The 23755-nt window shown below is 56.0% G+C and carries 20 protein-coding genes; 15 read left to right on the top strand and 5 right to left on the bottom strand.

The genetic code is table 11. The features are described from left to right. Positions 1-43 precede the first annotated feature (43 nt). The 4 genes from NST26_RS28635 to NST26_RS28620 all read left to right on the top strand — a co-directional run bounded on the left by NST26_RS28635 (position 44) and on the right by NST26_RS28620 (position 5797). The gene (locus NST26_RS28635; RefSeq protein WP_340957894.1) at positions 44-1399 is read left to right on the top strand and encodes an ABC transporter substrate-binding protein; all 1356 of its coding nucleotides are present in this window, start codon (positions 44-46) and stop codon (positions 1397-1399) included. A gap of 188 nt (positions 1400-1587) precedes the next feature. After that, entirely contained in the window at positions 1588-2475 is an 888-nt protein-coding gene (locus tag NST26_RS28630; protein WP_339251462.1) for a carbohydrate ABC transporter permease, read from the top strand. A gap of 18 nt (positions 2476-2493) precedes the next feature. Continuing rightward, positions 2494-3333: a carbohydrate ABC transporter permease gene (locus tag NST26_RS28625; protein WP_339251460.1), complete on the top strand. Its 840-nt coding sequence runs from the start codon at positions 2494-2496 to the stop codon at positions 3331-3333. A 148-nt stretch (positions 3334-3481) separates the two neighbouring features. Beyond that, the gene (locus tag NST26_RS28620) at positions 3482-5797 is read left to right on the top strand and encodes an FAD-dependent oxidoreductase (protein ID WP_340957895.1); all 2316 of its coding nucleotides are present in this window, start codon (positions 3482-3484) and stop codon (positions 5795-5797) included. A 351-nt stretch (positions 5798-6148) separates the two neighbouring features. Here the strand turns inward: NST26_RS28620 and NST26_RS28615 are convergent, their stop codons facing one another. From NST26_RS28615 to NST26_RS28605, 3 genes are all read right to left on the bottom strand, one after another. Beyond that, positions 6149-7465: an ABC transporter substrate-binding protein gene (locus NST26_RS28615; RefSeq protein ID WP_209876700.1), complete on the bottom strand. Its 1317-nt coding sequence runs from the start codon at positions 7463-7465 to the stop codon at positions 6149-6151. 124 nt (positions 7466-7589) lie between these two features. Beyond that, positions 7590-8426, bottom strand: a complete 837-nt coding sequence (locus NST26_RS28610) for a carbohydrate ABC transporter permease (RefSeq protein ID WP_340957897.1) — start codon at positions 8424-8426, stop codon at positions 7590-7592. After that, positions 8426-9316 (bottom strand): carbohydrate ABC transporter permease, encoded by an 891-nt coding sequence (locus NST26_RS28605; RefSeq protein WP_209876702.1) that lies wholly within the window; start codon positions 9314-9316, stop codon positions 8426-8428. The genes NST26_RS28610 and NST26_RS28605 overlap by 1 nt, the downstream gene beginning before the upstream one ends. Positions 9317-9461: 145 nt before the next feature. On the opposite strand from NST26_RS28605, the gene NST26_RS28600 reads away from it, so the two are divergent. From NST26_RS28600 to NST26_RS28590, 3 genes are all read left to right on the top strand, one after another. Then, positions 9462-11288, top strand: a complete 1827-nt coding sequence (locus tag NST26_RS28600) for a sensor histidine kinase (RefSeq protein ID WP_339251451.1) — start codon at positions 9462-9464, stop codon at positions 11286-11288. A gap of 49 nt (positions 11289-11337) precedes the next feature. Then, positions 11338-12918 carry a response regulator gene (locus NST26_RS28595; RefSeq protein WP_340957898.1) on the top strand — a complete coding sequence of 527 codons (1581 nt, stop codon included), beginning with the start codon at positions 11338-11340 and terminating at the stop codon, positions 12916-12918. A gap of 107 nt (positions 12919-13025) precedes the next feature. Beyond that, positions 13026-14030, top strand: a complete 1005-nt coding sequence (locus NST26_RS28590; protein ID WP_036730433.1) for an HD-GYP domain-containing protein — start codon at positions 13026-13028, stop codon at positions 14028-14030. 7 nt (positions 14031-14037) lie between these two features. On the opposite strand, the gene NST26_RS28585 is transcribed toward NST26_RS28590, so the two are convergent. Continuing rightward, positions 14038-15225, bottom strand: coding sequence for an N-acetylmuramoyl-L-alanine amidase (locus tag NST26_RS28585; protein WP_340957899.1), 1188 nt, complete (start codon positions 15223-15225; stop codon positions 14038-14040). Positions 15226-15453: 228 nt separating this feature from the next. Between NST26_RS28585 and NST26_RS28580 the strand changes: the two genes are divergently transcribed. The 3 genes from NST26_RS28580 (at position 15454) to NST26_RS28570 (ending at position 17075) form a co-directional block, all read left to right on the top strand. Next, complete coding sequence (locus NST26_RS28580) at positions 15454-16455, top strand: TIR domain-containing protein (protein WP_340980419.1); 1002 nt, start codon at positions 15454-15456, stop codon at positions 16453-16455. A gap of 4 nt (positions 16456-16459) precedes the next feature. Then, positions 16460-16687 carry a hypothetical protein gene (locus tag NST26_RS28575; RefSeq protein ID WP_036730425.1) on the top strand — a complete coding sequence of 76 codons (228 nt, stop codon included), beginning with the start codon at positions 16460-16462 and terminating at the stop codon, positions 16685-16687. A 229-nt stretch (positions 16688-16916) separates the two neighbouring features. Next, the gene (locus NST26_RS28570; RefSeq protein ID WP_340980418.1) at positions 16917-17075 is read left to right on the top strand and encodes a hypothetical protein; all 159 of its coding nucleotides are present in this window, start codon (positions 16917-16919) and stop codon (positions 17073-17075) included. 512 nt (positions 17076-17587) lie between these two features. Here NST26_RS28570 and NST26_RS28565 read toward each other — a convergent pair. Beyond that, on the bottom strand, positions 17588-18736 hold the full coding sequence (locus NST26_RS28565) for an LLM class flavin-dependent oxidoreductase (RefSeq protein ID WP_340980417.1): 1149 nt from the start codon (positions 18734-18736) through the stop codon (positions 17588-17590). A gap of 392 nt (positions 18737-19128) precedes the next feature. Between NST26_RS28565 and NST26_RS28560 the strand changes: the two genes are divergently transcribed. The 5 genes from NST26_RS28560 (at position 19129) to NST26_RS28540 (ending at position 23718) form a co-directional block, all read left to right on the top strand. After that, a complete protein-coding gene (locus NST26_RS28560) occupies positions 19129-19905 on the top strand; it encodes an ABC transporter ATP-binding protein (protein ID WP_340980416.1) in 777 nt (258 codons plus the stop codon). Positions 19906-20007: 102 nt separating this feature from the next. Beyond that, the gene (locus tag NST26_RS28555; RefSeq protein ID WP_076084666.1) at positions 20008-20829 is read left to right on the top strand and encodes an ABC transporter permease; all 822 of its coding nucleotides are present in this window, start codon (positions 20008-20010) and stop codon (positions 20827-20829) included. A gap of 15 nt (positions 20830-20844) precedes the next feature. Continuing rightward, a complete protein-coding gene (locus NST26_RS28550; RefSeq protein WP_340980415.1) occupies positions 20845-21732 on the top strand; it encodes an ABC transporter permease in 888 nt (295 codons plus the stop codon). Between the two features lie 49 nt (positions 21733-21781). Then, a complete protein-coding gene (locus NST26_RS28545; RefSeq protein ID WP_340980414.1) occupies positions 21782-23389 on the top strand; it encodes an FAD-binding protein in 1608 nt (535 codons plus the stop codon). Further along, on the top strand, positions 23386-23718 hold the full coding sequence (locus tag NST26_RS28540) for a ferredoxin family protein (protein WP_340980413.1): 333 nt from the start codon (positions 23386-23388) through the stop codon (positions 23716-23718). Before NST26_RS28545 ends, NST26_RS28540 begins: the two co-directional genes overlap by 4 nt. Positions 23719-23755: the final 37 nt, after the last annotated feature.

The following is a 23755-nucleotide window of genomic DNA, read 5'->3' as shown; positions in this document are numbered from 1 at the left end:
CTAAGGTGTGCTTACTGTTCAACTAACGAAAGGGGAAATCATAATGAAGCGTGGATTCACATTAAGCCTGTCCTCTGTCCTGCTGGCAAGTGTGCTGTTAAGCGGCTGCGGAGGCAATAACGGGAGTCAGGCTGGCGAACCGGGCAATACGCCGCAGCAGAGCGCACAGACCTCCGGGAATTCGAAAACGGTTACACTAAAATGGTGGGGCGGCGTGCCTGAAGAGAACGGGCCCAAGGCGGTTGTAGACCGCTGGAACGCGGAGAACACTGACATTCAGGTGGAATATGTCCGGTTCGTGAATGATGATCCGGGCAATGTGAAGCTGGAGACGGCGCTCCTGTCGAATACGGATGCTCCTGACTTATTTGTCAGCTACGCGGACGCCCATCTGGAACGGCGCATTAAGGCCGGTATGGTAGAGCCGCTGGAGGGGCTGATCGAGTCCAGCGGGTTCGACCTGGAGGGAATCATCGGCTCGGAGAACATTACGAAGGTCGACGGAACCATCTATAACCTTCCGGGGTCCAGGGATGTGAAGTTCATCGCCTTCAACAAGGCTTCGCTGGATGCTATCGGAGAGAGCGTCCCGGAGCCGGGCTGGACCTGGGATGACTACGCAGCACTGGCCGGAAAGCTGACCCGGGACGGACAGTACGGGGCGTTCTTCACGCCTACCTGGGAGCCGATTGCCTTCGATGTGCTGAATTCTGCCCAGCCGAAGGATGCTTATTATGCCGCCGACGGCACATCCAACTTCGGGCATGAAGCATTCCGCAAGGGGCTTGAGCTGCAGAAAAAGCTCATTGACGGCAAGAATGTGATGCCTTATGCGGAAGGGGTAGCGAACAAAGCCCAGCCTCAGGATGAGCTGCTGAACGGAAGAGCGGCTTCAACCTATACATCCGCTTACTTTGTCCGCTATATCAAGGATGACACCGCGTACCCGAACCGCGATTATCAGATTGCCTTTGCGCCAATGCCGCAGTGGACGGCGGGGGGCAATATCAACAACAGCAAGCTGAATGACATGACCTCGATCAATGCCAAGAGCCCGAACAAGGAGGCGTCGATGAAGTTTCTGAGCTGGTTCCTCACCGAGGGGAATACCGAAATGCTGCCCGGCGGACGTATTCCTTCCAGCAAGAAGGCCGATGTCGCGCAGGTGGCGGAAGCCATTATGGGCGACAAGGCCCAGTATTTTGACAAGGAATCCTTCGTGAAGCTGCTGAACACCCAGTATACGAATACAGAGATCACCCAGACGGCGGGGCTGACCGAGATGCGCAAGGCCTTCATGGAAGAAGCCGAGAAGTACTTCATGGATGCGCAGGATCTGGATACTACCGTACAGACGATTAAGCAACGGGCTGACGAGGCGATTGCCGCGGCGAAATAGGACCGGGTGCAACCCCTGAGACAGATGAATACGATACATGGCCGTTCCCTGAATGTAGGGGAGCGGCTTTTTTTGAACCGCCGGTTCAGCAGCAGGCAACTCCAAAGAATATCACGGTTTAAGCACAGTTTATGACATTCAGGGAGCGGGGCCCCGCCTCTATAATACTGGTAAAAGGAGTTGAGTGTATGAGAGAAAAAACGAGGGAGAATATTGCCGGTTATCTGTTTATTCTTCCGAACCTGCTGGGCTTTGCCGCCTTCATCCTCTTTCCTATGGTGTTCAGCTTCGTCCTTATTTTCACGGACTGGGACTACCTCAAAGGAATGGACGGCTTCAGCTTCGCCGGTCTTGACAATATCCTCAAGCTTGGGGGCGATCCCATTGTCTGGAGATCCTTGCTGCATAACGTAGTGTTCTCCCTGACAAGTGTGCCTGTGGCGCTGGTGCTGGGCCTGCTGCTGGCCGTGGTGTTGAACAGGTTCGTCTATATGAAGACAGCGATCCGTACCATGATTTTTCTGCCGTATATGAGCAGCATTGTGGCCATTTCCGTGGTCTGGAGGGTACTCTACAATCCTTCCCAGGGCCCGGTCAACTCGGTGCTGAAAGCGCTGGGAATAGACCATCCGCCGGGTTGGTTGTCCAGTCCGGACTGGTCGCTCACGGGAATCATAATCATGACCATCTGGACGTATATCGGCTATGCAATGATTCTGTATATGGCCGGTATCCAGGGGATTTCCAAGGATTTGTACGAAGCGTCAGAGATTGATGGAGCCAGCGGCCTGAAAAGCTTTCTGTACATCACCGTGCCGATGCTGAAGCCGACAACCTTTTTGACAGCGGTTACGTTGATTATTTCATCCTTTCAGGTATTCGCCTCGGTGCAGGTGATGACGGGTGGCGGGCCGATGCGCTCCTCCAGCGTACTTGCGCTGTATATCTATGAGCAGGCCTTTGAGCTGCGGAACATGAGCTACGGAGCCACGGTGTCCTGGCTGCTGTTCCTCTTCATCTTCGTTGTGACGCTGGTGCAGTGGCGCTCGCAGAAAAACTGGCAGGATCAATTCTAGGGAGGAAGGGTGAGGTAGTTGAACAAGCGCAGTACTTATCTGGTGGCCGCAAAAATATCGATTACAGCTGGATTCCTTCTGATCGGAATTGTGATGCTGCTGCCGTTTATCTGGATGCTCTCGGCATCCTTCAAGAACACCTCGGAGCTGTTCCGCTATCCGATCGAATGGATTCCGGATACGCTGAACACCGCCAATTATGAGAAGGTCTGGAACGGGGCCGTTTCCTTCGGTGTGTATTACAAGAATTCAGTCAAAATCACCTTCTTCCAGGTACTGGGCTCGCTGATTACCAGCTCGATGGCCGGGTATGCCTTCGCGAAGCTGCGGTTCCGCGGCAAGGAGACGATCTTCCTGCTGTATCTGGCAACCATGATTATTCCCGCCCAGGTGTTCTTTGTCCCGCGGTTCATATTGTTCGACAGCCTGGGTATGGTCAATACGCATCTGGCGATTATTCTGCCGGGGATGTTCACGGTGCTGGGTACCTTCATCATGCGGCAATTCTTCAGCACGCTGCCCGGCGAGCTGCTGGAAGCAGCCCGGGTAGACGGGGTCGGGTACTGGCGGATGTTCTGGCAGATCTGTCTTCCGCTGACGAAGCCGGCGCTGGTCACCCTGCTGATCCTGACGTTCACCTGGCACTGGAATGAATATGAGAATCCGCTGATTCTGCTGCGGGACCGCAATCTGTTCACCATCCCGCTTGGACTGACCACCTTCACGGATGAGAACGGCACGGATTATCCGCTGATTATGGCCGCTTCTGTATCGGCACTGGCACCGCTTGTGCTCGTGGTTACCGTCTTCCAGCGCTGGTTCGTTGAGGGGATTGCCAGTACGGGGCTTAAAGGCTGAGGAGTTGAGGAGTTGGAGGGCTGGAGAGTTAGAGAGTTGGAAAGCTGGAGGGCTAGGGAGCTGGAGCTAAGAGGTGCGTTGGAGAGTTAAGAGATGAGGAGCTAAGGTGCTGCAAATTTGCAGTTACAAACAGGAGAGGGATGACGTTATGATGCACAAAAAGGAACAGTATGAGTTCGCAGTAATCGGCGGGGGAATGGCCGGATTCTGCGCAGCCGTTGCTGCTGCCCGGCACGGGGCGAAGACCTGCCTGATTCAGGACCGGCCGGTATTCGGTGGCAACAGCTCGTCGGAGATCCGGGTGACGCTCCACGGGGCAGCGGCCTTTCATACGTACGCGAGGGAGACAGGGATCATCTCCGAGCTGTTCATCGAGGAGCGGGCGCGCAACCATGAGGAGATTACCGAGAACGGCTGGACGAACAGCGTCTGGGATATGACGATGTATGATATGGCCTTAAGCACGCCGAATCTGTCCTTTCATTTGAATACCTCCGTTCATGAGGTCGTGATGAAGGATGACAAGACCATTAAGTCTATCCTGGCCCGGGTTGCTAATGCGGAGACGAATCTGGAGATCACGGCGGATCTGTTCATTGACTGCACCGGGGATGGCGTGATTGCCGATCTCGCCGGCTGTGAGTGGAGAATGGGCACCGAAGGGCGGGACGAGTTCAACGAGCCTCATGCGCCCGAGCAGGCGAGCGGGGACACGATGGGGAACTCGATACATTTCAAGGCCAAGGATATGGGGCGGCCGGTGCCCTACACAGCCCCGGAGTGGGCCACCAAATATGAGGATGCGGCGTATTTCTACGACCAGGGTCGCATACCCTACGATATCCGCAGCGGATACTGGTGGATCGAGATCGGCGTGCCCTGGCATACGATTACGGAAGCCGAGGATATCCGGCATGAGCTGACTAAGCATACGCTGGGCATCTGGGACTGGATCAAAAACCGTGATCCCCGGACGAAGGAGCTTGCGGCGAACTACGCGCTGGACTGGATCGGGCAGGTGCCGGGCAAGCGGGAGAGCCGGCGGATTATGGGCGAATATTTCATGACCGAGCATGATCCGGTGAACCGCAAGGTGTTCGAGGACGAGATCGCCTACGGCGGCTGGTTCCTGGATTTGCATACCCCGGGCGGCCTGCTGGCCGCGACCAGTGAGCATGCCAGCTCCGAAGGCTACAACGAGACTTCCGACTATGCGGTCAAAAGCTACTGCGGCCCCTATGGCATCCCCTTCCGCATCATGCTGGCCCGGGATGTGGATAATCTGATGATGGCCGGCCGCAATGTCAGCGTGACGCACGCCGCGCTGGGAACTGTGCGCGTCATGGCAACCGGCGCCCTGATGGGCCAGGCTGCCGGAACCGCAGCGGCCATTGCCTTGAAGAAGGACATCGGCATCAAGGCAATGACCACGGAGGGCATGCAGGAGCTGCAGCAGACGCTGCTGCGCGACGGCTGCTTCCTGCCGAACGCAGAGAACCGCGATGCGGGTGATCTGGCCCGGCAGGCTGCGGTCTCGGCCAGCAGCGAGGTAGCGGTCTACGGCGCAGGGCCGGAGACCGGGACTTACCTGCCGAAGCTGAGCGAATGGAATGACCGCAAGGACTGGAGCGGGCAGGATGAGCTGCTGCTTCGAAGACGCGGCCAATGGATCGCCGTGTCCTCCCCGCAGCTCGACAGCCTGGCGGTCTGCCTGAGCAACATTACGGACCAGCCGCAGGAGGTGGAAGCTGTATTGCTCCAGGTGGACCATATATGGGACTACCGTTTGGAGCCAGAGGAGGGGCAGCTGGCCTCCTGCACCCTGACCGTTCCGCCGGGAGGCAGGCACTGGATCGAATGGGCCAGCCCGGCCGGAGCTGCACAGGGGCTGAAGCCGGGCAGGTATATCCGGCTGGATCTGGCCGCGAATCCCCAGGTCATCTGGCATGCGGCAGGCTCGATAATCCCCGGCCATATCAGCGCCTTCGAGATGGGCGGCGGCAGAATGCGGCGCTTCGAGAAGGGCATGACGATGAGCTACCGCATCGCTCCACCGCAGCAGCCGTTCGGCGCAGAGAATATTGTGAGCGGGGTTACCCGTCCTTACCGCTACACCAACCTCTGGCGCTCCGATCCTGTGCAGCCGTTGCCGCAGTGGGTGCAGCTATCCTGGGAAAAAGAACAACAGATAGGTACGGTGGAGATCACCTTCGCCGGACATATATTCCGTGAGTACCATGCCTACGGGCCCTTCTACCGTGATCCGCAGTGTGTGAAGGAGTACCGTATCCAGTCATGGACGGGCGGAGAGTGGAACGATGTCATTCATGCCACGGATAATTATCAGCGTCATGTGCGTCATACGCTGCCGGACTCCATCCGGACGGAGAGGCTGCGGATCGTGATCGAAGCTACGAACGGCGACCCCTCTGCGGCGGTGTATGAAGTGCGCTGTTATGAATAGAGCGGATTCTGAACAAACCTAATCCCAGTAAAGGGTGAAGGATTCGTAGAGTGACTCTATGCGGAAATCCGAATACAATCGGTGCTGCTGCGATGAAGTATGGGCTCCATGCTCCAATGCTATCCATACAATCGGTCGGTGAGAGAAAACGCTCAGAATTGGCAAGAGATAGCGGCGAACGTAAATGAAGAGCAGAAGTGCACTTGAATCTGTGTTTGTAACTTTCCCTCTTAAACAGCGGAGCGTGCTCACCGAGCATCGTACGTAAATCATGCGCATAACAAAAGAGGTGTCTCAATTGCCGTTTGCCGGCTTCTGAAGACACCTCTTTTCTGTTAAAGGATTAGCCCCCTATTGCTTCACAATATCCTGCACCGCTTTATCCAGCTTCTCCAGCAGCTGATCATGGTTCAGCTGGCCGCCGAGGTATTCCTGCATGGCAGCGCCGAAGCCCTGGGTCACGCCGTCAGGGAACATATCCCAGTTCCAGCCCAGCGCGTTCCCGGATTTCTCCTGCACGGCAACGGCAACCTGGCCGATATCAGCAGCGTCTGCGGTGATATTTGCTTCCGCCGGGATGAACTTGAACTCCTTGGTCAGATACTTCTGGCCGGTTTCCGAGCTGACCATCCAGTTCAGGAAGGCCTTGGCTTCCTCCGGATGTGCGGATTTGCTGTTCACGATATAGTTGTTAGGCACGCCTACCAGGATGGTGCCTTCTTCGTTATTGATCGGGAGCGGGAGGAGGCCCAGGTTCAGCGCCGGATCGATTTTGTCGATATCGCCTTGCGTCCAGTTCCCCTGCAGCATCATGGCGGCCTTGCCGGAGGCGAATTCAGCCACCTGGGTCGCGTAATCGGTAGTCATCTTGTTATCTTGGGCATTATCGAAGATCACATCTACGAGATCCAGCCACTGCTTGAAGACAGCATTGCCCTTAATAGTCTGTTTGCCCGCCTTCACATCGTCAATGAACTGCTTCGGATCAGGCTGGTGCGCCATGCCCACGTTAACGAGGTGAATCCCCATCGACCACCACTCATTGGTCGCTTCAAACGGCGTGATGCCGGCGGTCTTCAGCTTGGCTACGGCATCCTTGAGCTGCGGGAGTGTCTTGGGCTCTTCCGTTATGCCGGCTTTGGCGAACAGATCCTTGTTGTAGATCAGCCCGTAGCCTTCTACATTCATAGGCATACCATAGAGCTTGCCGTCTACGGTTGCCGGTGTCTTGGCGGTCGGAATCAACTGGGCGGCCCAAGGTTCATTGCTCAGGTCAGTGGCACGGTCCATATAAGGAACAAGAGCAGTATACCCGCCGTTATTGAAAATCTCAGGCTCAGAGCCGGAGGCAATCTCCGCCTTCAGCAGCGCGCCGTAATCCTCACCGCCGCCATGCGTTTCGACTTCCACCTTCACCCCTGTCTCCTTCTCATATTCTTCAGCGAGTGCATTCAGCTGCTCGGCAATCTCCACCTTGAACTGGAACATCTTGATCGTGACATCCTTGGCAGGCGCTTTGCCGGCTTCCGGTGCTGCGGATTCGGTTGACGCGTTAGGAGCATTCGTAGCGCTTCCATTGCCTGCGGAATTCGTATTGCCGCTGTTCCCGCAACCTGCGATAATGAGGGTGCAAACGGTTGCCATGATGAACGCGAACTTTCTTTTCATAGAATAACCTCCCTGGTCTGTGGTTCTTGCTCTTAGAGCGTAAAGGAATGGATAGATGACTTACACTTCATATGTTGCTCGAAAAAGTGGATATTATTGCTGCAAAGGAAAGCTGGCCGAGTGATCATCCCTTAATGGAGCCTGCAGTCACGCCTTCCACAATATAACGCTGTAGCGACAGGAAGAACAAGAGAATAGGCGTGATCGCCATGACGAGACCCGCAAGGGCCAAATCCCACTTCTTGGTGTACTGTCCGAAGAACTTGGTCACAGCTACGGGCAGGGTCGTCAGATCCTTATTCCCGCCGATCACCAGGACAGGCAGCAGATAGTCATTCCAGATCCACAGTGTATTCAGGATAATGACAGTTACAATAATCGGCAGCAGCAGCGGGAAGACGATCCGGAAGAACACGCCGTACGGATTCGAGCCGTCCACCCGCGCGGCTTCCTCCAGCTCCAGCGGCACCGTCTTAATGAACCCGTGGAACAGGAAGACCGACAGCGGCATCCCGAAGCCGAGATAACAGGCCACAATGCCGTACAGCTCGCCGCGCAGCTCCAGCAGGCTGGTCACCCGGACCAATTGCAGCATGAGTGACTGGAACGGAATGATCATCGCCGAGACCAGCAGCAGGAACACGAAGGAATTGAAGCGCGTCGGCTTGCGTACAATCTGGTAAGCGGCCATCGAGCTGAACAGGACGATGAAGATTACACTTAGAATCGTAATGGTCAGAGAGTTGAAGAAGGCCTGCGGGAAGTTAATGGCATCCCATACCTTGGAATAGTTACTCCAGTGGAGCACCTGCGGCCAGGAAGCGGCATCGATCAGGATGTCCTTCAGCCCTTTAACCGAATTGCTCAGGACCAGATAGAACGGTGACAGGAAGACAATAGCCAGCAGAATGGCGGCAATTTCGAGGATGAAGTTGCCCGGGCGGTAGCGGCTGCTGTTCATTAGGCGGACACCTCTTTTCGTTTGGTAAGCCAGACCTGGGTGACGGTAATCAGGGAGACGGCGGCGAAGAAGAGCAGCGCTTTGGCTGTACCGAGGCCATACCGGTTGTTGATCAGTGCCTCCGCATAAATGTTATAGGCCAGCGACTGAGTCGAGGTGCCGGGTCCGCCTTTGGTCAGCGACAGGTTGAGGTCGAACATTTTGAAGGCATTGGAGGTCGTCAGGAACAGGCAGATGGTGATCGCCGGCATAATCAGCGGGATGTAGACGCTCTTGAACAGCTGCGGAGCGCGGGCACCGTCTATGCGGGCAGCTTCAATGAGATCCTTCGGAATCCCGGCCAGCCCGGCAATATAGATGACCATCATATAACCGGCTGTCTGCCAGACGAACACGATTACCAGACCCCAGAACCCGGTGCTTGGCGTGCCCAGCCAGGGCAGCTGGAAGAACGAAATCCCGGTCAGCTCGCCGATTGTAGCGAAGCCCTTGGTGAAGATGAACTGCCAGATGTAGCCCAGCAGAATACCGCCGATCACATTGGGCATGAAAAAGACGGTACGGAGCAGCTTCTTCGTCTTCAGCGTCGTCATTAGAATGAAGGCCAGCAGCAGTGCAAGCACGTTGGCAGCCACAACCGAGATCACGGTGAAGCGCAGGGTGAAGACCAGGGACTCCCAGAACTTATCGTCATTCATGAAAATCCGTTTCCAGTTGGCCGCGCCGGTCCAGACTGCTTTGTCCAGATCCAGCCCGTTCCAGTCCGTGGAGGAGTAGTAGAAGCCGAGGAAGAACGGGGTGACCACAATGGTCAGGAAAAAGAGCAGACAGGGGCCGAGAAATACGATTTGCTGTCCCCAGCCGCGCTGCATACGCAGAGTTTTTCTCATATGGATTCTCCTTAGGGTAAGATAACTACGGGTTCACAGCTTGATTATAGAAAGCCCGGGCCACCGCTAACACTTCATTTCATGCCGGGAAAAGTGGATTATATTGCAGCCCATACGGCTCACACAACTTGTAGGAGGTTCCCCCATGTTCAAGAACAGCATCCGGACACGGCTGATGGCCTTAGTGCTACTGGCGTCAGTGATCCCGTCAGGCATCTCTGTGACCTTCTCTTATCTCTATACGAGGCAGTCGGTTACGGACCAGTCCGTGAAGCAGAATACGAAGCTGCTGACGTTGGGGGAGGCGAATCTCCGGAGCTATTTCAGCGGCATGAACCAGCAGGCGATGTCGCTCTACAGCGGAATCAATGTTCCCAGCTCCTTCTATACCACCCTGCTTACCGCCAAAAGCGCTGCCCAGGCCCCGCCCGGCACGATTCTGCCGGATACCCGGGCCATCATCTCCACCCAGCTGTACAATCTGTTTCTCTCCGACCGCAATACGTATCAGATTCATCTGTATGTGAGGGCCGCCAGGCAGTCCAATCTGCTGCTTAAGGGATTTTTCCGCCGTGAGGATAATGCCAGCTATGCTGCGGAGGGGCAGGCTGGAGGGACTTACCGCCCGTATCTCGAAGTGACGCATATGGATCATCAGTACGGAGTGAAGTCCGGCTTCCCCAATCTGAAGCCGGGGAGCGTGCCGGTCTTCACGGCCCATTTTCCCATCTACCGGACCCCTAGTGACAGCGTACTGGCAGATTTGTCGATCGATTATACGCTGGGGGAGCTGGAGGGGATCGTGGAGTCGATGTACAATTCGGACACAGAGCGCCTGTATGTGCTGAATGAGCAAGGCGAGGCGCTGTTCGCTTCCGATCCGGACTGGATCGGGAAGCCGGTCGCAGCGGGCTGGAGCCGTCTCCCCGCAGAGCAGGACAGCGGGCATTTCGCCTGGAAGAAGGACGGCTTCCAGGGGATCGTAATGTACAAGCAGATCAAGGCCCCTTTGTTCAGCGGAAGCATTATCAAGCTGGTGCCCTATGAGGATCTGTACACAGACGCAAGGGTGATTACCCGGTTCAATATGGGCATCGGACTGCTGTTCCTGCTGATCGGAGGCATCAGTGCCGTGCTGATCTCGATCGGCTTCACCCGTCCGATCAAGAAGCTGATTCACTTCACGCAGAAGGTGCAGACCGGCCAGCTGGATGCGCATATGGATGCCGAGCGGGAGGACGAGTTCGGGCTCCTCACCCGCAAGATCACCGGCATGACCCGCACGATCAATGAGCTGATCGTTAAGGAATACCGGCTGGAGCTGGCGAACAAGACGAATCAGCTGAAGGCGCTCCAGGCCCAGGTGAACCCGCATTTTCTCTACAATGCGCTGCAATCCATCGCCAGCCTGTCCTTGCGCTATAATGCGCCGAAGGTGTATGATCTCATCTATTCCCTGGGCAGTATGATGCGTTATTCGATGAATACCGAGCGGACCCAGGTGCCGCTGCGGGATGAGATTGAGCATGTGCAGAACTATATGATTCTGCAGACGGAGCGGTTCGGCGAAGAGAATCTGCAGCTTGCGGTCGAGGCGGGGCCGGAGACTCTGGAGCTGATCCTGCCGAAGATGATCCTGCAGCCGATTGTAGAGAATATCTTCAAGCATGCCTTCGCTGACGGGATAAGCGGGGGGCTGATCCAGATAGAGTGCAGGCTGGACGGGGCGGCCAGGCTGGTGCTTGCCGTGAAGGATAACGGCCGGGGCATGAGCCCGGAGCGGCTGGAGGAGATTACGGCCTGCCTCAGAGGCAGCAGCCAGCCGGACCAGGAGGAGATCGGCCTGTACAATGTGCTGGCCCGCCTGCGGCTGCAGTTCGGCAGCGCAGCGGAGATGCAGCTTAAGAATAATGAAGACGGCCAGGGGCTTACTGTTACGCTGATTATTCCGCTGGAGGAGATCGACGGTTAATTCCGGCGGCTTTTGCGAATAGAGACTATTTCTTGAAGGAGCGGCTGAGATGAAGGTGCTGATTGTAGATGATGAGAAGCATGTGCGGGAGGCCATCCGGTATTTTGTTCCGTGGGACAGCTATAACATCTCTGGGATCTATGAGGCAACCAACGGGCAGGAGGCGACACGGATTATGCAGGAGCATCAGCCGGCTGTCGTCTTCACGGATATGCGGATGCCGCTGATGGACGGGGCGGAGCTGCTGGAATGGCTGCACCGTCATTATCCGCATACGAAGACGATTGTCATCAGCGGGTATCAGGATTTCAATTATGTGAAGCCGGCTATCGTATACGGCGGTACGGATTATCTGCTGAAGCCGCTGAACAGCAAGCAGCTGATTGCCTCTGCGGAGCATGCCTTCAAGCTGTGGATGGAGGAGGAGGCGGAACGGAAGCGGCGCCAGCGCCAGAACATGCAGCTCAACGCGCTGCGTCCGCTCTACTGGGACAAGATGCTGTCCGATCTGGTGAGCGGACAGGCCTCGTTCCATGAGCTGAAGCTGGCCCTCTGTGAAGAGCTGGGAATGCCGATTGGGGCGCAGGAGTGCAGGATCGCCGTCATCCCGCTGCAAGGCGCAGATTGTCATCTGCTCCAGAGATTTCGCGGTGATGTGGCCTTGACGGCCTTCGTGCTGGCCAATGTCTGCAATGAAGTGATGGCAGAGGGCCAGAGCGGCTACGCCTTCCGCAACTGGCAGGGCGGGGGCGAGCTTGTAGTGCTGCTGTGGAGCGCTGTAGTGCAGGCGGAGGAGATACTTACCCGCATGAATGAAGCTATCGCCCAGGCGTTCGGTGTTCAGCTGGATATCGGGCTTAGTCCGCTGAACCCGTTGCCGGAGGGGCTGCGGCCAGCTTTGGAACAGGCAGGCCAGGCGCTTGCGGAACGGAATCTATTGCAGCGGGACGGGCGTATTCATCTCTTCAGGAAGCGTGGGGAAGGGAGTAGACCTGTGAACGACTACGGCCTGGAGGAACGGCTGGACAAGCTTAGAGTCGCCGTCTTGTCCGGCGATCTGGAACGGATGGAGCGGGTGGCGGAGGAGTGGGCCGGACATCTGGCCGGGCTGCCGCTGCTCACGGAGAGCAGTCTGCTGCATCAGCAGACGGAGATGCTGGACGTTCTGAAGCGCTGGCGGCCGGAGGCAGAGATTAGCTTGGAGCGCTGTTATGACGCTGAAGGGCTGTTCTCGGTGGAGAACTGGCAGTGCCGGCTGAAATCGCTGCTTCACCACTTGTCCAAGGGCAGCCCGCAGACGCCGGATAGCCGGCTCGTCCAGGAGATCAGGGAGTACCTGGACCGGAACTATGCGCAGGAGATGACGCTGCAGCATATTGCGGAACGCTTTTTCATCAGCAGGGAGAATGTATCTCGCAAGTTCAAGCAGATCACCGGGGAGAATCTGTCGGATTATCTGACCGGCCTCCGGGTGGAGAAGGCGAAGACACTGCTCCAGAATACGAATCTGCGGCTGTCACAGATCGCGGAGCTGGTAGGCTATGAGGATGAGAAGTATTTCAGCCGTGTCTTCAAAAAAAACGCCGGAATCACGCCAAGAGAATACCGCAAGCAGGAGGAAGAAGCCTGAGTATGTAAGGTTCACGGACTGCCTGTCAGTATTTCCCGGCCTGCAACCGATAATAGCTATATGGGCAATAAATACATAGCTGCGGTTATTGGGGAGGGCTGGATAGTATGGACAATGATCTGGGAAGAACGATTAAGAATGACCTGATTAATGCCTACGGAGTGACTGTAATTCCGGCAGGAAGCAGACTGAATGCCGAGCATCTGGAGCTTATCCGCAAACAAAAAATCGACAGGTTCGACATTCTTTTTGCAGATGAGGCTGACCAGGCGCCCCCCTACCAGAAGATGGTCAACAGTACAGTGGACCTGTCCAAGGAATTATTCGAATCTTACCGAATCTCCCGCAAAATCCCGCTGGCGGATATCCGCAAGGAGGTGCTTCCGGTCATCCAGGAGATCTCGCGCAACCCGGATATCTTCGCCTTGTTCCATTCGGTGCAGGGCAAGGATGATTATACATATGAGCATAACATCGGCGTTGCAGTGCTCTCTACCCTGATCGGCAGATGGCTGGAGATGAGTGAAGCGGAGCTGTCCGTGCTCTCCATGGCTGCAACCCTGCATGACATCGGCAAGCTGAAGATACCCTCAGAGCTGCTGAATAAGCCCGGCAAGCTGACGGACGAGGAATACACCCAGGTGAAGAAGCACACGGTCTACGGCTACGAGATCCTCAAAGAAACCACCGGAGCCAATTCACGCATTGCCCTGGTGGCGCTTCAGCATCATGAGCGAAATGACGGGAAGGGGTATCCGCTGGGGCTGAAGGACGAACAGATCGATCCGTACAGCAAAATTGTGGCCGTGGCGGATATTTTTCATGCGATGTCCAGCAAGCGCCCGTATCATGAACCGACGCCGTTCCATATGATTGTGGATCAGATGAGAAGAGGCAGCTTCGGCGCGCTGGACCCGCATATTGTAACCGTTTTTCTGGAAAATATCGTGAAGCGGTCTGTTGGGCGTGAAGTGGTCCTAACCGATGGCCGGGTCGGCGAGATTGTCTACTTGAACCCGCATGACATCGAGACTCCGCTGATCCGCATCGGGGATGAATATATTGACCTCAGCAAAAGAACGGAGCTTAACATCCGGGAGATCAGCCTCTGATTCTTGGCTACTTGTTGAAATAATCGGCCACTCCCTCAGCGACCGCCTGAGCTGCCTTCCGCTGATAAGACGCCTTGCGCACAATCGATTCGTCATACGGGTTCGACAGGAAGCCCAGCTCTACAAGGGTGGCCGGCAGCGGGTTCTCCCGCAGAATATGATAGTCGCCGAAGGAGAGGCCGTTGCTGCGCAGGCCGATGCCCTCACCCAGCCGGGTCTCCACTGCCCGGGCCAGCCGCAGGTCATTCTGCTGCGAATAGAAGAAGGTCAGCGTGCCGGAGACATTCTTCGGTGATGAATTATAATGAATGCTGACAAAAGCGTCCGCACCGAGCGACCGCCCAAGCTGCACCCGCTGGGAGAGCGCAGGCTTCTGGTCCCCGCGGGTCCGGGTCATCTCCACTCTGGCTCCCTTGGCGGTCAGATAATCCCGCAGATACAGGGAGGTCTGGAGCGTCAGATCCTTCTCCATCGTGTTATAGGTTGTCCCGAGCATGCCCGGATCGGTGCCGCCGTGGCCGGGGTCCACTATGATCAGCTTGCCCCGGATACTGCCGGATTTCCGTACCACACTCGGAGTCTGGCTATTTGAGCTGATAGTGCTTGCGCTGCGGACAGTTCCGCCTGACAGATACCCGGAGGATACCCAGCCGACGGTTCCTCCGGCGGTGCGGACCCGCGACCATTCTCCCTGCCGGAGCAGGAGTGTCACCTTGTTGCCGGATTGCAGGGAACCGACCACCTCATAGCCGGTTCCCGGCCCGCTGCGGATGCGCAGGGAAGATGCGGTCACGACAGCCGTTCCGCTGGAGGCCGATGTGGTCTTAACCGCCGCCGTGGCCGATGCCTTGGAGGCGGTGGCACTGGAAGAGGTGCTGGCGGAAGAAGTGCTGGTGGACGAGCTTCCGCTGGTACGCTTCAGATAATAACCGGCTACCCAGCCGGAGACAGAGCCGGCCCGGACCTTGAGCCAGCCATGCTGCTCTTCAGTGACGGTAACGGTGGCTCCGGCAGCCAGAGAGCCTGTGACGGCAGCGCTTGCAGCAGGCTCACTGCGTACATTCAGGGAGCTAGCGTACACTTTGGCCGTGTAAGCAGTTGCAGCATAAACGGTAGAAGACGGCAGGACAGGTGCCAGTATGGATGAAGTCAGCAAACAGGCTGACAGGACTGCAGTATGTAATTTTTGTCGCATACAAATAAATCCTCATTTCCCGGAGAGATAACAATCTATTACCCGTTTCATCGGCAGGAGAACACCGAAAATTTAAAATTGAAGATAAATACCTACTCCAAATACAGCTAACAACGCATCTGATCATCTTCCTCTGCGGCTGCCCAATATCGCCTGAAGCCCTATTCGTTGGCAGGAAATGTCTGTATAATTATTACATATTGGGGAAACAGACAAAGGAGTGCCGCCGTGATCAGACCTAGATTATTCATTGGTTCTTCCAGAGAATCTATCCGCTATGCCAGGGCTATCCACGAACAGCTGAAGCGGACCGCTGAGGTCCATCCGTGGTATGCCGCTGCTTTCCGGCCGAATGAATACACCATGGAAGCGCTGGAGCGGAATCTGGATATCAGCGATTTTGCCGTCTTTGTGTTCTCGCCGGATGATGTAGCCCGGATTAGGGGTAAATATTATTATGTGACCCGGGACAACACCCAGTTCGAAATGGGCCTGTTCTGGGCGCGGCTGCGGCGTGGCCGGGTCTTCTGCCTGCTGCCGGATCAGGTACCCGCGCGCAGTGATCTGATTCCGGGTGAGAATGTGGAAGAGTATCATCTGCTGTCGGATCTGTCGGGACTAACCCCGCTGGAATATGAGTGGCAGCACGAGAATGTTACAGCAGCGGTGGATGTAAGCTGTGGCAAGATCATCGACAGCATTCAGGCGCAGGGGATGTACCACGACCCGGCTATAGAGCTGTTGCAGCTTCGGGCAGAGCTTAGGCGAAAAGAAAGTATCCTTCACTTCTTTTGGCAATATAATAATAATGTAACGCCACCCCAGGCAGCCGAGAAATATCAGGCACTGAGCGAAGCCGTCCGCAATTCATTCCTGCCCCCGGAGGATTGCCGGGTCATCGGAGCCGCCATGTGGCGGGCCGAAGCGGAAGCGGGCCTGAAGCAGGTCGGCGGCAATGTGGGACGCGGGCAGATGTATCCGTTCGCCGCCTTCGAGGACGGAAGCGTGAAGCCAGGGGTGCTGGATGCTTTTCTGGCAAAAGAATGGACTTTTTTACAGCGTACGGAAGTTGCGGAGGTATATATCCTATGCTATCCTTTAGGGGAGAACCATGTGCTGTCCGTGCACTTCTCGGGAAATCAGAGATTATCGGGAGAGGACATTACAGCAGTCGTGGCCTATAACCGGGATTTGTTCCGCACCGTCAATCATTTAGTGGGAGGGGACTAACAGGATGAAGAATATGAAGAATGCCGTTAGTGTATCCAGTACTGTCCGCCGGTCTGCAAGCGGTGACGGCAACAGCGCGGGAGGCAAAGGCCGCTCCAGACGCAAATCCGGCCCCAAGCTTACGCCCTCAGCGTCAAGCGTGTATTTGGCACCATCCGTGGAGGGTGGAGACGACGAGTACAAGAAGCTGGTCAGCGGTAAAGTGGATAATAACAAGCCATCATTTGCCTGAATATTGGCTAAATCATACTATTGAACAGGTCCCCAGCAATCGCTGGGGGCTTTTTTTGCTGTTTGAGGAACGGCGGCCAACGACTTAGGGAATGCGAAGTTATGCGCTCTCCTGATGGGCTTGCTCACTCACATCCGTGGCATCCTCCGTCAGCCGGGTCTTGAACTCAAACTAATATAAGGAATTAGGGTGATATGTGGACTCCGCTGGGAGCGGGCTGGATGGAGAAATGAAAGGGATAAATCCCATTGGTGGCGCCGGAAGTGGGCTGGATGGGGAAATTAAAGGGATAAATCCCATTGATGGCGCTGAAAGTGGGCTGGATGGGGAAATTAAAGGGATAAATCCCATTGATGACGCTGAAAAGTGGGCTGGACGGGGGAATTAAAGGGATAAATCCCTTTGGTGACGCTGAAAAGTGGGCTGGACGGGGGGATTAAAGGGATAAATCCCGTTGGTGGGCTGAAGGTAGGCTGGATGAGGAGTGCAAGTTAGCTAAATGAGCAAATCAGGAGCACAAGTGCACCTGAATCGAGAAAAAGTTGGCTAAATGAGCGAATGAGGAGCACAAGTGCCCCTGAATCGAGCAAAAGTTGGCTAAATGAGCGAATGAGGAGCACAAGTGCCCCTGAATCGAGCAAAAGTTGGCTAAATGAGCGAATCAGGAGCACAAGTGCACCTGAATCGAGCAAAAGTTAGCTAAATGAGCGAATGAGGAGCACAAGTGCACCTGAATCGAGCAAAAGTTAGCTAAATGAGCGAATGAGGAGCACAAGTGCCCCTGAATCGAGCAAAAGTTAGCTAAATGAGCGAATGAGGAGCACAAGTGCCCCTGAATCCACCAGATGTTAGCTAAATGAGCCAATCAGTTAGACGACCCCCCATCCAGCGCAATGGCCCCTATTGCGCGGAGGAAATTCCGCGCTGCTTCTTCGCAACCTCGCGGCGCACCACCGGGGCGACCTCGGTGGCGAGCAGCTCGATAGCGGCGGCTACTTTGGCGTAAGGCAGGCCGCCGATGTCTAGCTGGGTCATGAAGCGGTTATGGCCGAACAGCTCATGCTGATAGAGAATCTTCTCGATAATCTGCTGCGGGCTGCCCACGGCCAGGGTGTTGTCCGGCGAGGTGAACCGGCCGAACTCGCTGCGGGAGATCCGGTACTCCTGACCGGGGCGCGGGCTGATCGCATTACGGTAGCTGTAGTAATAAGGGTAATACTCATCCAGTGCCTGCTGAGAGGTCTTGGCGATGTAGCCATGGCTGGTGATGGCGATCTTCAGGTCCTCCGGCTGGTGGCAGGCGGCTGCCCCGGCGCGGCGGTAGGTGCCGGCCAGATTCTGGAAGGGCTCCGGGCTGCCGCTCAGGATAGCGATAGCCATGCCTATGCCAAGGGCCCCGGCCTTCTCGGCACTTTCGGCTGAACCGCCGATGCCGACCGAGAGCGGCAGTCTCTGCTGCAGCGGACGTGGAGCGATCTCGGCGTTATGCAGCGGGGAGCGGAATTTGCCCTTCCAGTTCATGACTTCATGCTGGTTCAGTGTGAGCAGCAGGTCGAGATTCTCGCTGAACAGCTGCTTGTAATCTTCCAGCTCGTAGCCGAACAGCGGGAAGGATTCCAGAAAAGCGCCGCGTCCGGCAATGATCTCGGCCCGACCGCCAGACAAGAGGTCCAGGGTGGCGAAGTCCTCGAAGACACGGACCGGATCAATGGTACTTAGCACGGTCGTAGCGCTGGTAAGCTTGATCCGCTGTGTAACCTGGGCGATAGCTGCCAGGACAACGGGCACCGATGAGATTACGAAATCCAGCCGGTGATGCTCGCCTACGCCGAATACATCCAGTCCGGCTTCATCGGCCAGCTTCGCGGCTGCAATGACTTCCTGCAGGCGTTGAGCGGGGCTGATCCGCTGCCCTGTATGGCAGTCGGTAACAATATCGCCCAATGTATAAATGCCGAATTCAAACTCCGGCAGGCTTGCTTCTTTTTCTTGAGCATCCGCTTGTGTATTTGCTTGCGCATTAGCTTGTGTATTCCCTTGATTGTTCATGGTACAGACCCCTTATCATCCAGAATGGTGAGCAGCAGTTACTTGTAAGCTTGTCCGTTAGTGCAAGGATATAGCCCAGTATATCACAATTACTTACTAATTGTAAGTATATGAGTGGAAGTTTGCGAATAGCTATTAACATTGTCTGGTTCATCGTTACTGTTTCATAGTTTCAGAAGAATGTCAGCAGTAAATCAAATTAATCCGCCCGGATATTGTGTATTTTTATTGACAGATTACCTGATGGATGATATTTTAAATTTACAAATTCCAATCAACTTACTTTGGATTATATTTTACCGACTGTTCATACAGAGGTGCCTGCGTGATTGTTGCGCGAGGTCCCTCTGTTTTTTGTTGCTAAGGGAATTCAGCCAGAAGGAGGAGCAGATATGGGAGAGGCATTGTTGTCTATCACAGAACTGAATAAGCACTTTGATACCGCTGGAGGCAAGGTGCAGGCGCTGGAGGATGTCGAGCTGGAGGTGCAGGAGGGGGAGTTCATCACGGTGATTGGACCCAGCGGCTGCGGCAAAAGCACCCTGCTGCGCATCATTGCCGGTCTGGATACCGGCTATACCGGCAGTGTTACCCTGGAGGGGGCAGCGATCAGCGGGCCGGGAATCGATAAGGGGTTTATTTTTCAGGAGCACCGCTTGTTTCCCTGGCTTACGGTAGAGAAGAATATTGCCTCGGATCTGCCGCTGGGCAGGCCGGATATCCGGCAGCGGGTAGATGAGCTGATTGAGCTGGTGAAGCTCAGCGGCTTCGAGAAGTCCTATCCCCGTGAGCTGTCGGGCGGGATGGCCCAGCGGGTAGCGATTGCCCGGGCACTGCTGCGCAGTCCCAAGGTTCTGCTGCTGGATGAGCCCTTTGGTGCGCTGGATGCTTTTACCCGGGCGCATATGCAGGCGGTGCTGCTCGACATTTGGCAGCGGAACCGGACGACGATGATTTTTGTGACCCATGATATAGATGAAGCCGTGTTCCTGGGGAACCGGGTGGTGATTCTGGAGCCTCGTCCCGGCCGAATCCGTAAGATCGTTCCCATAGACCTGCCGTATCCGCGCTCCAAAACAACAACCTCCTTTCAAGAGCTGCGGCTCAAGGTATTGAATTACTTCGAGAAGGTGGATGAGCTTGAGCTGAAGGACGGGGCCGGAATATAAAGTGAATCCAGATGCTTATTGTGGAAAAGTGAGGGTAAGTGCTAATTAATATCCGACTTAATCCATGAGAATATATTAATTAATTCAGAAGGAGGGACAGCCATGGCAGAGCGGACTGTAGCTGTAGGGAATGCCGGAAAAACCGGACAGCCTGATGGACCCGGAAAAGTGGTCATTGCCGGTCTGGGGCTGCTGCTTCCGGCAGGGGTGCTGATCCTGTGGCAGATTCTGGGCTATTACGGAGTGATCTCGGAGATGCTGTTCCCGACACCTTATACGATTGCCCAGTCGTTCATTGCGCTGGCGTCTACCGGGGATTTATGGAGCAACCTGAGAATTAGTGTCGTGCGGGCATTGTCAGGATTTCTGCTTGGCGGCGGGCTCGGTCTGTTCTTCGGCATCCTGGTCGGATTATTCCGCCGGTCGGAGAAGCTGCTGGACCCCTCGCTGCAAATGATCCGCATGATTCCGAGCCTTGCCGTAGTGCCGCTGTTCATTCTCTGGTTCGGCATCGGCGAAGAATCCAAGGTGCTGCTGATTGCCAAAGGGGCGTTTTTCCCAGTCTATATCAATACCTTTATCGGTATACGCGGGACGGATAACAAGCTGTTTGAGGTAGCCAGAGTGCTTGGCTTCAGCAGAGGGAAGCAGATTGTAAGGCTGGTGCTGCCTGCGGCGGTGCCGAATATTATGCTCGGGGTGCGCTTGTCGCTGGGACTCTCCTGGCTGGGACTGGTGGTTGCGGAGCTTATTGCTTCTACCTCGGGGATCGGCTACATGATGTCAGATGCCCGCCAGTTTGCCGATACGCCTGTTGTATTTGTCGGAATTATTGTATTTGCCGCTGTCGGACTGCTGAGTGACACGATTGTCCGCCTGATTGAACAGCATCTGCTCCGGTGGCGGGACAGTTATCAGGGATAGGAGGGAAAGAACAGCATGAGTGAAGGGATCGAAGCCATAATCAAGACAGCCAAGGGGGTAAGGGAAGCCCGTGATTATAGCGGAACTGCTTCAATTACTACGGCTAACAACAAGAGAAAGACAGATTCAGTATTCTGGAAAAAGCTTCTGTATGACTGGGGAGCCGGGGCAGCCATTCCCGTAGCGGTGCTGGCCGTGTGGCAGCTTGCCGGGAGCGCAGGCTGGATCTCGCCGGAGTTTCTTCCGGCACCGCTGACGATCCTCTCTGCATTTGCGGATCTGACCGTTAAGGGAGAACTCGTCCATCATGTGGGTGTCAGCATTGGACGGGCGGGCATCGGGTTCCTGATTGGAGGGATTCTCGGCTTGCTGCTGGGGACATTGACCGGCCTGTTCCGCAGCGCAGCCTATCTGCTGGACCCGAGTGTTCAGATTCTGCGGCTGGTTCCGCATCTGGCGATTGCCCCGCTAATTATTCTGTGGTTTGGCTTCGGCGAGATCTCGAAGGTGGTTATTATCATGAGCGGCTCCTTCTTCCCGCTCTATGTTAATACCTTCATGGGCATCCGGGGAGTGGATAACAAGCTGTTCGAAGTGGCCCGGGTACTGGGCTTCAGTCCACTGCAGAAGGTGCGGCGGCTGATCCTGCCGGCTGCGCTGCCCGGCATTCTCCTGGGACTGCGCCTGTCGATGGCTGTGGCCTGGATCGGTCTGGTGGTTGCTGAACTGATCGGATCACAGTCCGGGGTTGGATTTCTCATTAATGAAGCGAAGCAGAATTCCAATACGGCAGTGATTTTTGTCGGAATACTTATTTTCGCCGTGGTCGGCAAGCTAATCGATTCTCTATTCCGCGTCATCGAACGCAAATTCCTGTACTGGCGTGACAGCTATCAAGGTTGAAGACGGGCTAATGCAACGCTAACGCTAATGAAACCAAGGGGGCAACAACATGAGCCAACCGGCACTGAAGGAAGCATTGAAACTGACGGCAGATGTACTGGTAATCGGCGGAGGTCCGGCAGGAACATGGGCGGCACTTACAGCCGCAGCCAAGGGAGTGAAGGTGATTCTGGCCGATAAAGGATACTGCGGCTCCAGCGGCGCGACTGCCCCGTCGGGCACAGGAGTATGGTACGTGAAGCCGGAGGAGGAGCTGCGCGAGGCCGCGAAGGCCAGCCGTTATGCTATGGGCGGTAAGCTGGCAGAGCACCGCTGGATGGACCGGGTGCTGGACCGTACTTATGAGAATATGAACAGACTGGGCGTCAGCGGCTATCCGTTCCCGGTGGATGAGCAAGGCAATCCATACCGGCGGGGCCTGCAGGGACCTGAATATATGCGTCTGATGCGCAAGCTGGTAAAGAAGGCAGGTGTGAAGATTCTGGACCACAGTCCCGTGCTGGAGCTGCTCGCCGATGAGCACGGGGTAGCCGGAGCGGCCGGCGTGCAGACCCAGAACGGAGAAGCTTGGAGTGTGCATGCCGGGGCGGTGGTTATCGCTACCGGGGGCTGCGCTTTCCTCAGCAAGGCGCTGGGCTGCAACGTCCTGACGGGTGATGGTTACTTATTCGCTGCTGAAGCAGGGGCAAGCCTGTCCGGCATGGAGTTCTCCAATGCCTATGCGATCTGCCCGACCTTCTCCTCTGTAACGAAGACCGCATATTACAGCTATGCCAGCTTCTATTATGAGGACGGCAGCGTGGTGGAAGGAGCGGGCTCCAAGAAGGGCCGCTCGGTCATTGCCAGGAATCTGCTGGCGGGCCGCCAGGTGTTCGCGAAGCTGGACGGAGCCGATGAGGCCTTGCAGCCGCTGCTGCGGGTGGCGCAGACGAATTTCTTCCTGCCGTTCGACCGGCGGGGAATTAATCCCTTCAAGGACCTCTTCCCGGTAACTCTGCGGCTGGAGGGGACCGTGCGCGGCACAGGCGGCATTCGGATCACGGATGAGCAGTGCGGTACAGGGGTTCCCGGCCTGTACGCAGCAGGGGATGCGGCTACCCGCGAGCTGATCTGCGGCGGATTCACAGGAGGCGGGAGCCACAATGCAGCCTGGGCCATGTCCTCCGGCTCCTTCGCCGGAGAAGGGGCTGCGGCTTATGCCGCAGGACTTGGCCGGCATGCCAGCCATCGGACACCTTCCGGCTTGTCCTCTTCCCCGCTGGTTCACGGGGAAGTCCGGGCAGGCGCAGCAGCCAGAACCGCAGAATATGTGGAGGCTGTGCAGGCAGAAGTCAAACCGTACGATATTAATCTGTTCCGTACAGAGCAGGGGCTGGCCTCTTCGCTGGAACGTCTGGACGGACTATGGAAGGAGCAGCGCAGCCGGGAAATCCAGCGCACGCCGGAAGGTGTAAAGGCGCGTGAAGCCGAAGCGATGACGGCGACGGCACGCTGGATGTACAGCTCCGCACTGGCCCGGACCGAGACCCGGGGAATGCATAAACGGGAGGACTTCAAGGCAAGTGATGACAGCCAGCATCACCGTTTGATCAGCGGCGGACTGGATCAGGTATGGGTGAAGACAGAAGAGGTAGCGAAGGAGAGTGTATTGTTGTGATTGAAGTCATCAGCGCTGACCGGTGTATAGAATGCAACCAATGCGTATCCGTCTGCCCGACCAATGTATTCGACCGTTCAGATAATGGAATTCCTGTTATCGCCCGGCAGAGCGACTGCCAGACCTGCTTCATGTGTGAGCTGTATTGTCCGGTGGATGCGCTGTATGTTGCTCCGGATTCCGAGGGAATTACCGGGATTACAGAGGCAGAGCTGGAGGAGCAAGGCCTGCTTGGAGGCTACCGCGAGAAGGTAGGCTGGGGCAAGGGCAGACAGCCGGTGGCTAGTCATGACTTCATGGTGAAGCTGGCGGCCCGGGCAGGATTCTGATTTCTGATATGCGATAACAACATCCAGTAGACGACTG

It is taken from the genome of Paenibacillus sp. FSL R7-0128 (assembly GCF_038002245.1).
In the GTDB taxonomy this organism is placed as follows: Bacteria; Bacillota; Bacilli; order Paenibacillales; family Paenibacillaceae; genus Paenibacillus_AQ; species Paenibacillus_AQ silagei.
Note: the sequence above shows the minus strand (reverse complement) of the source record. Positions and strands in the feature narration are given on the sequence as shown.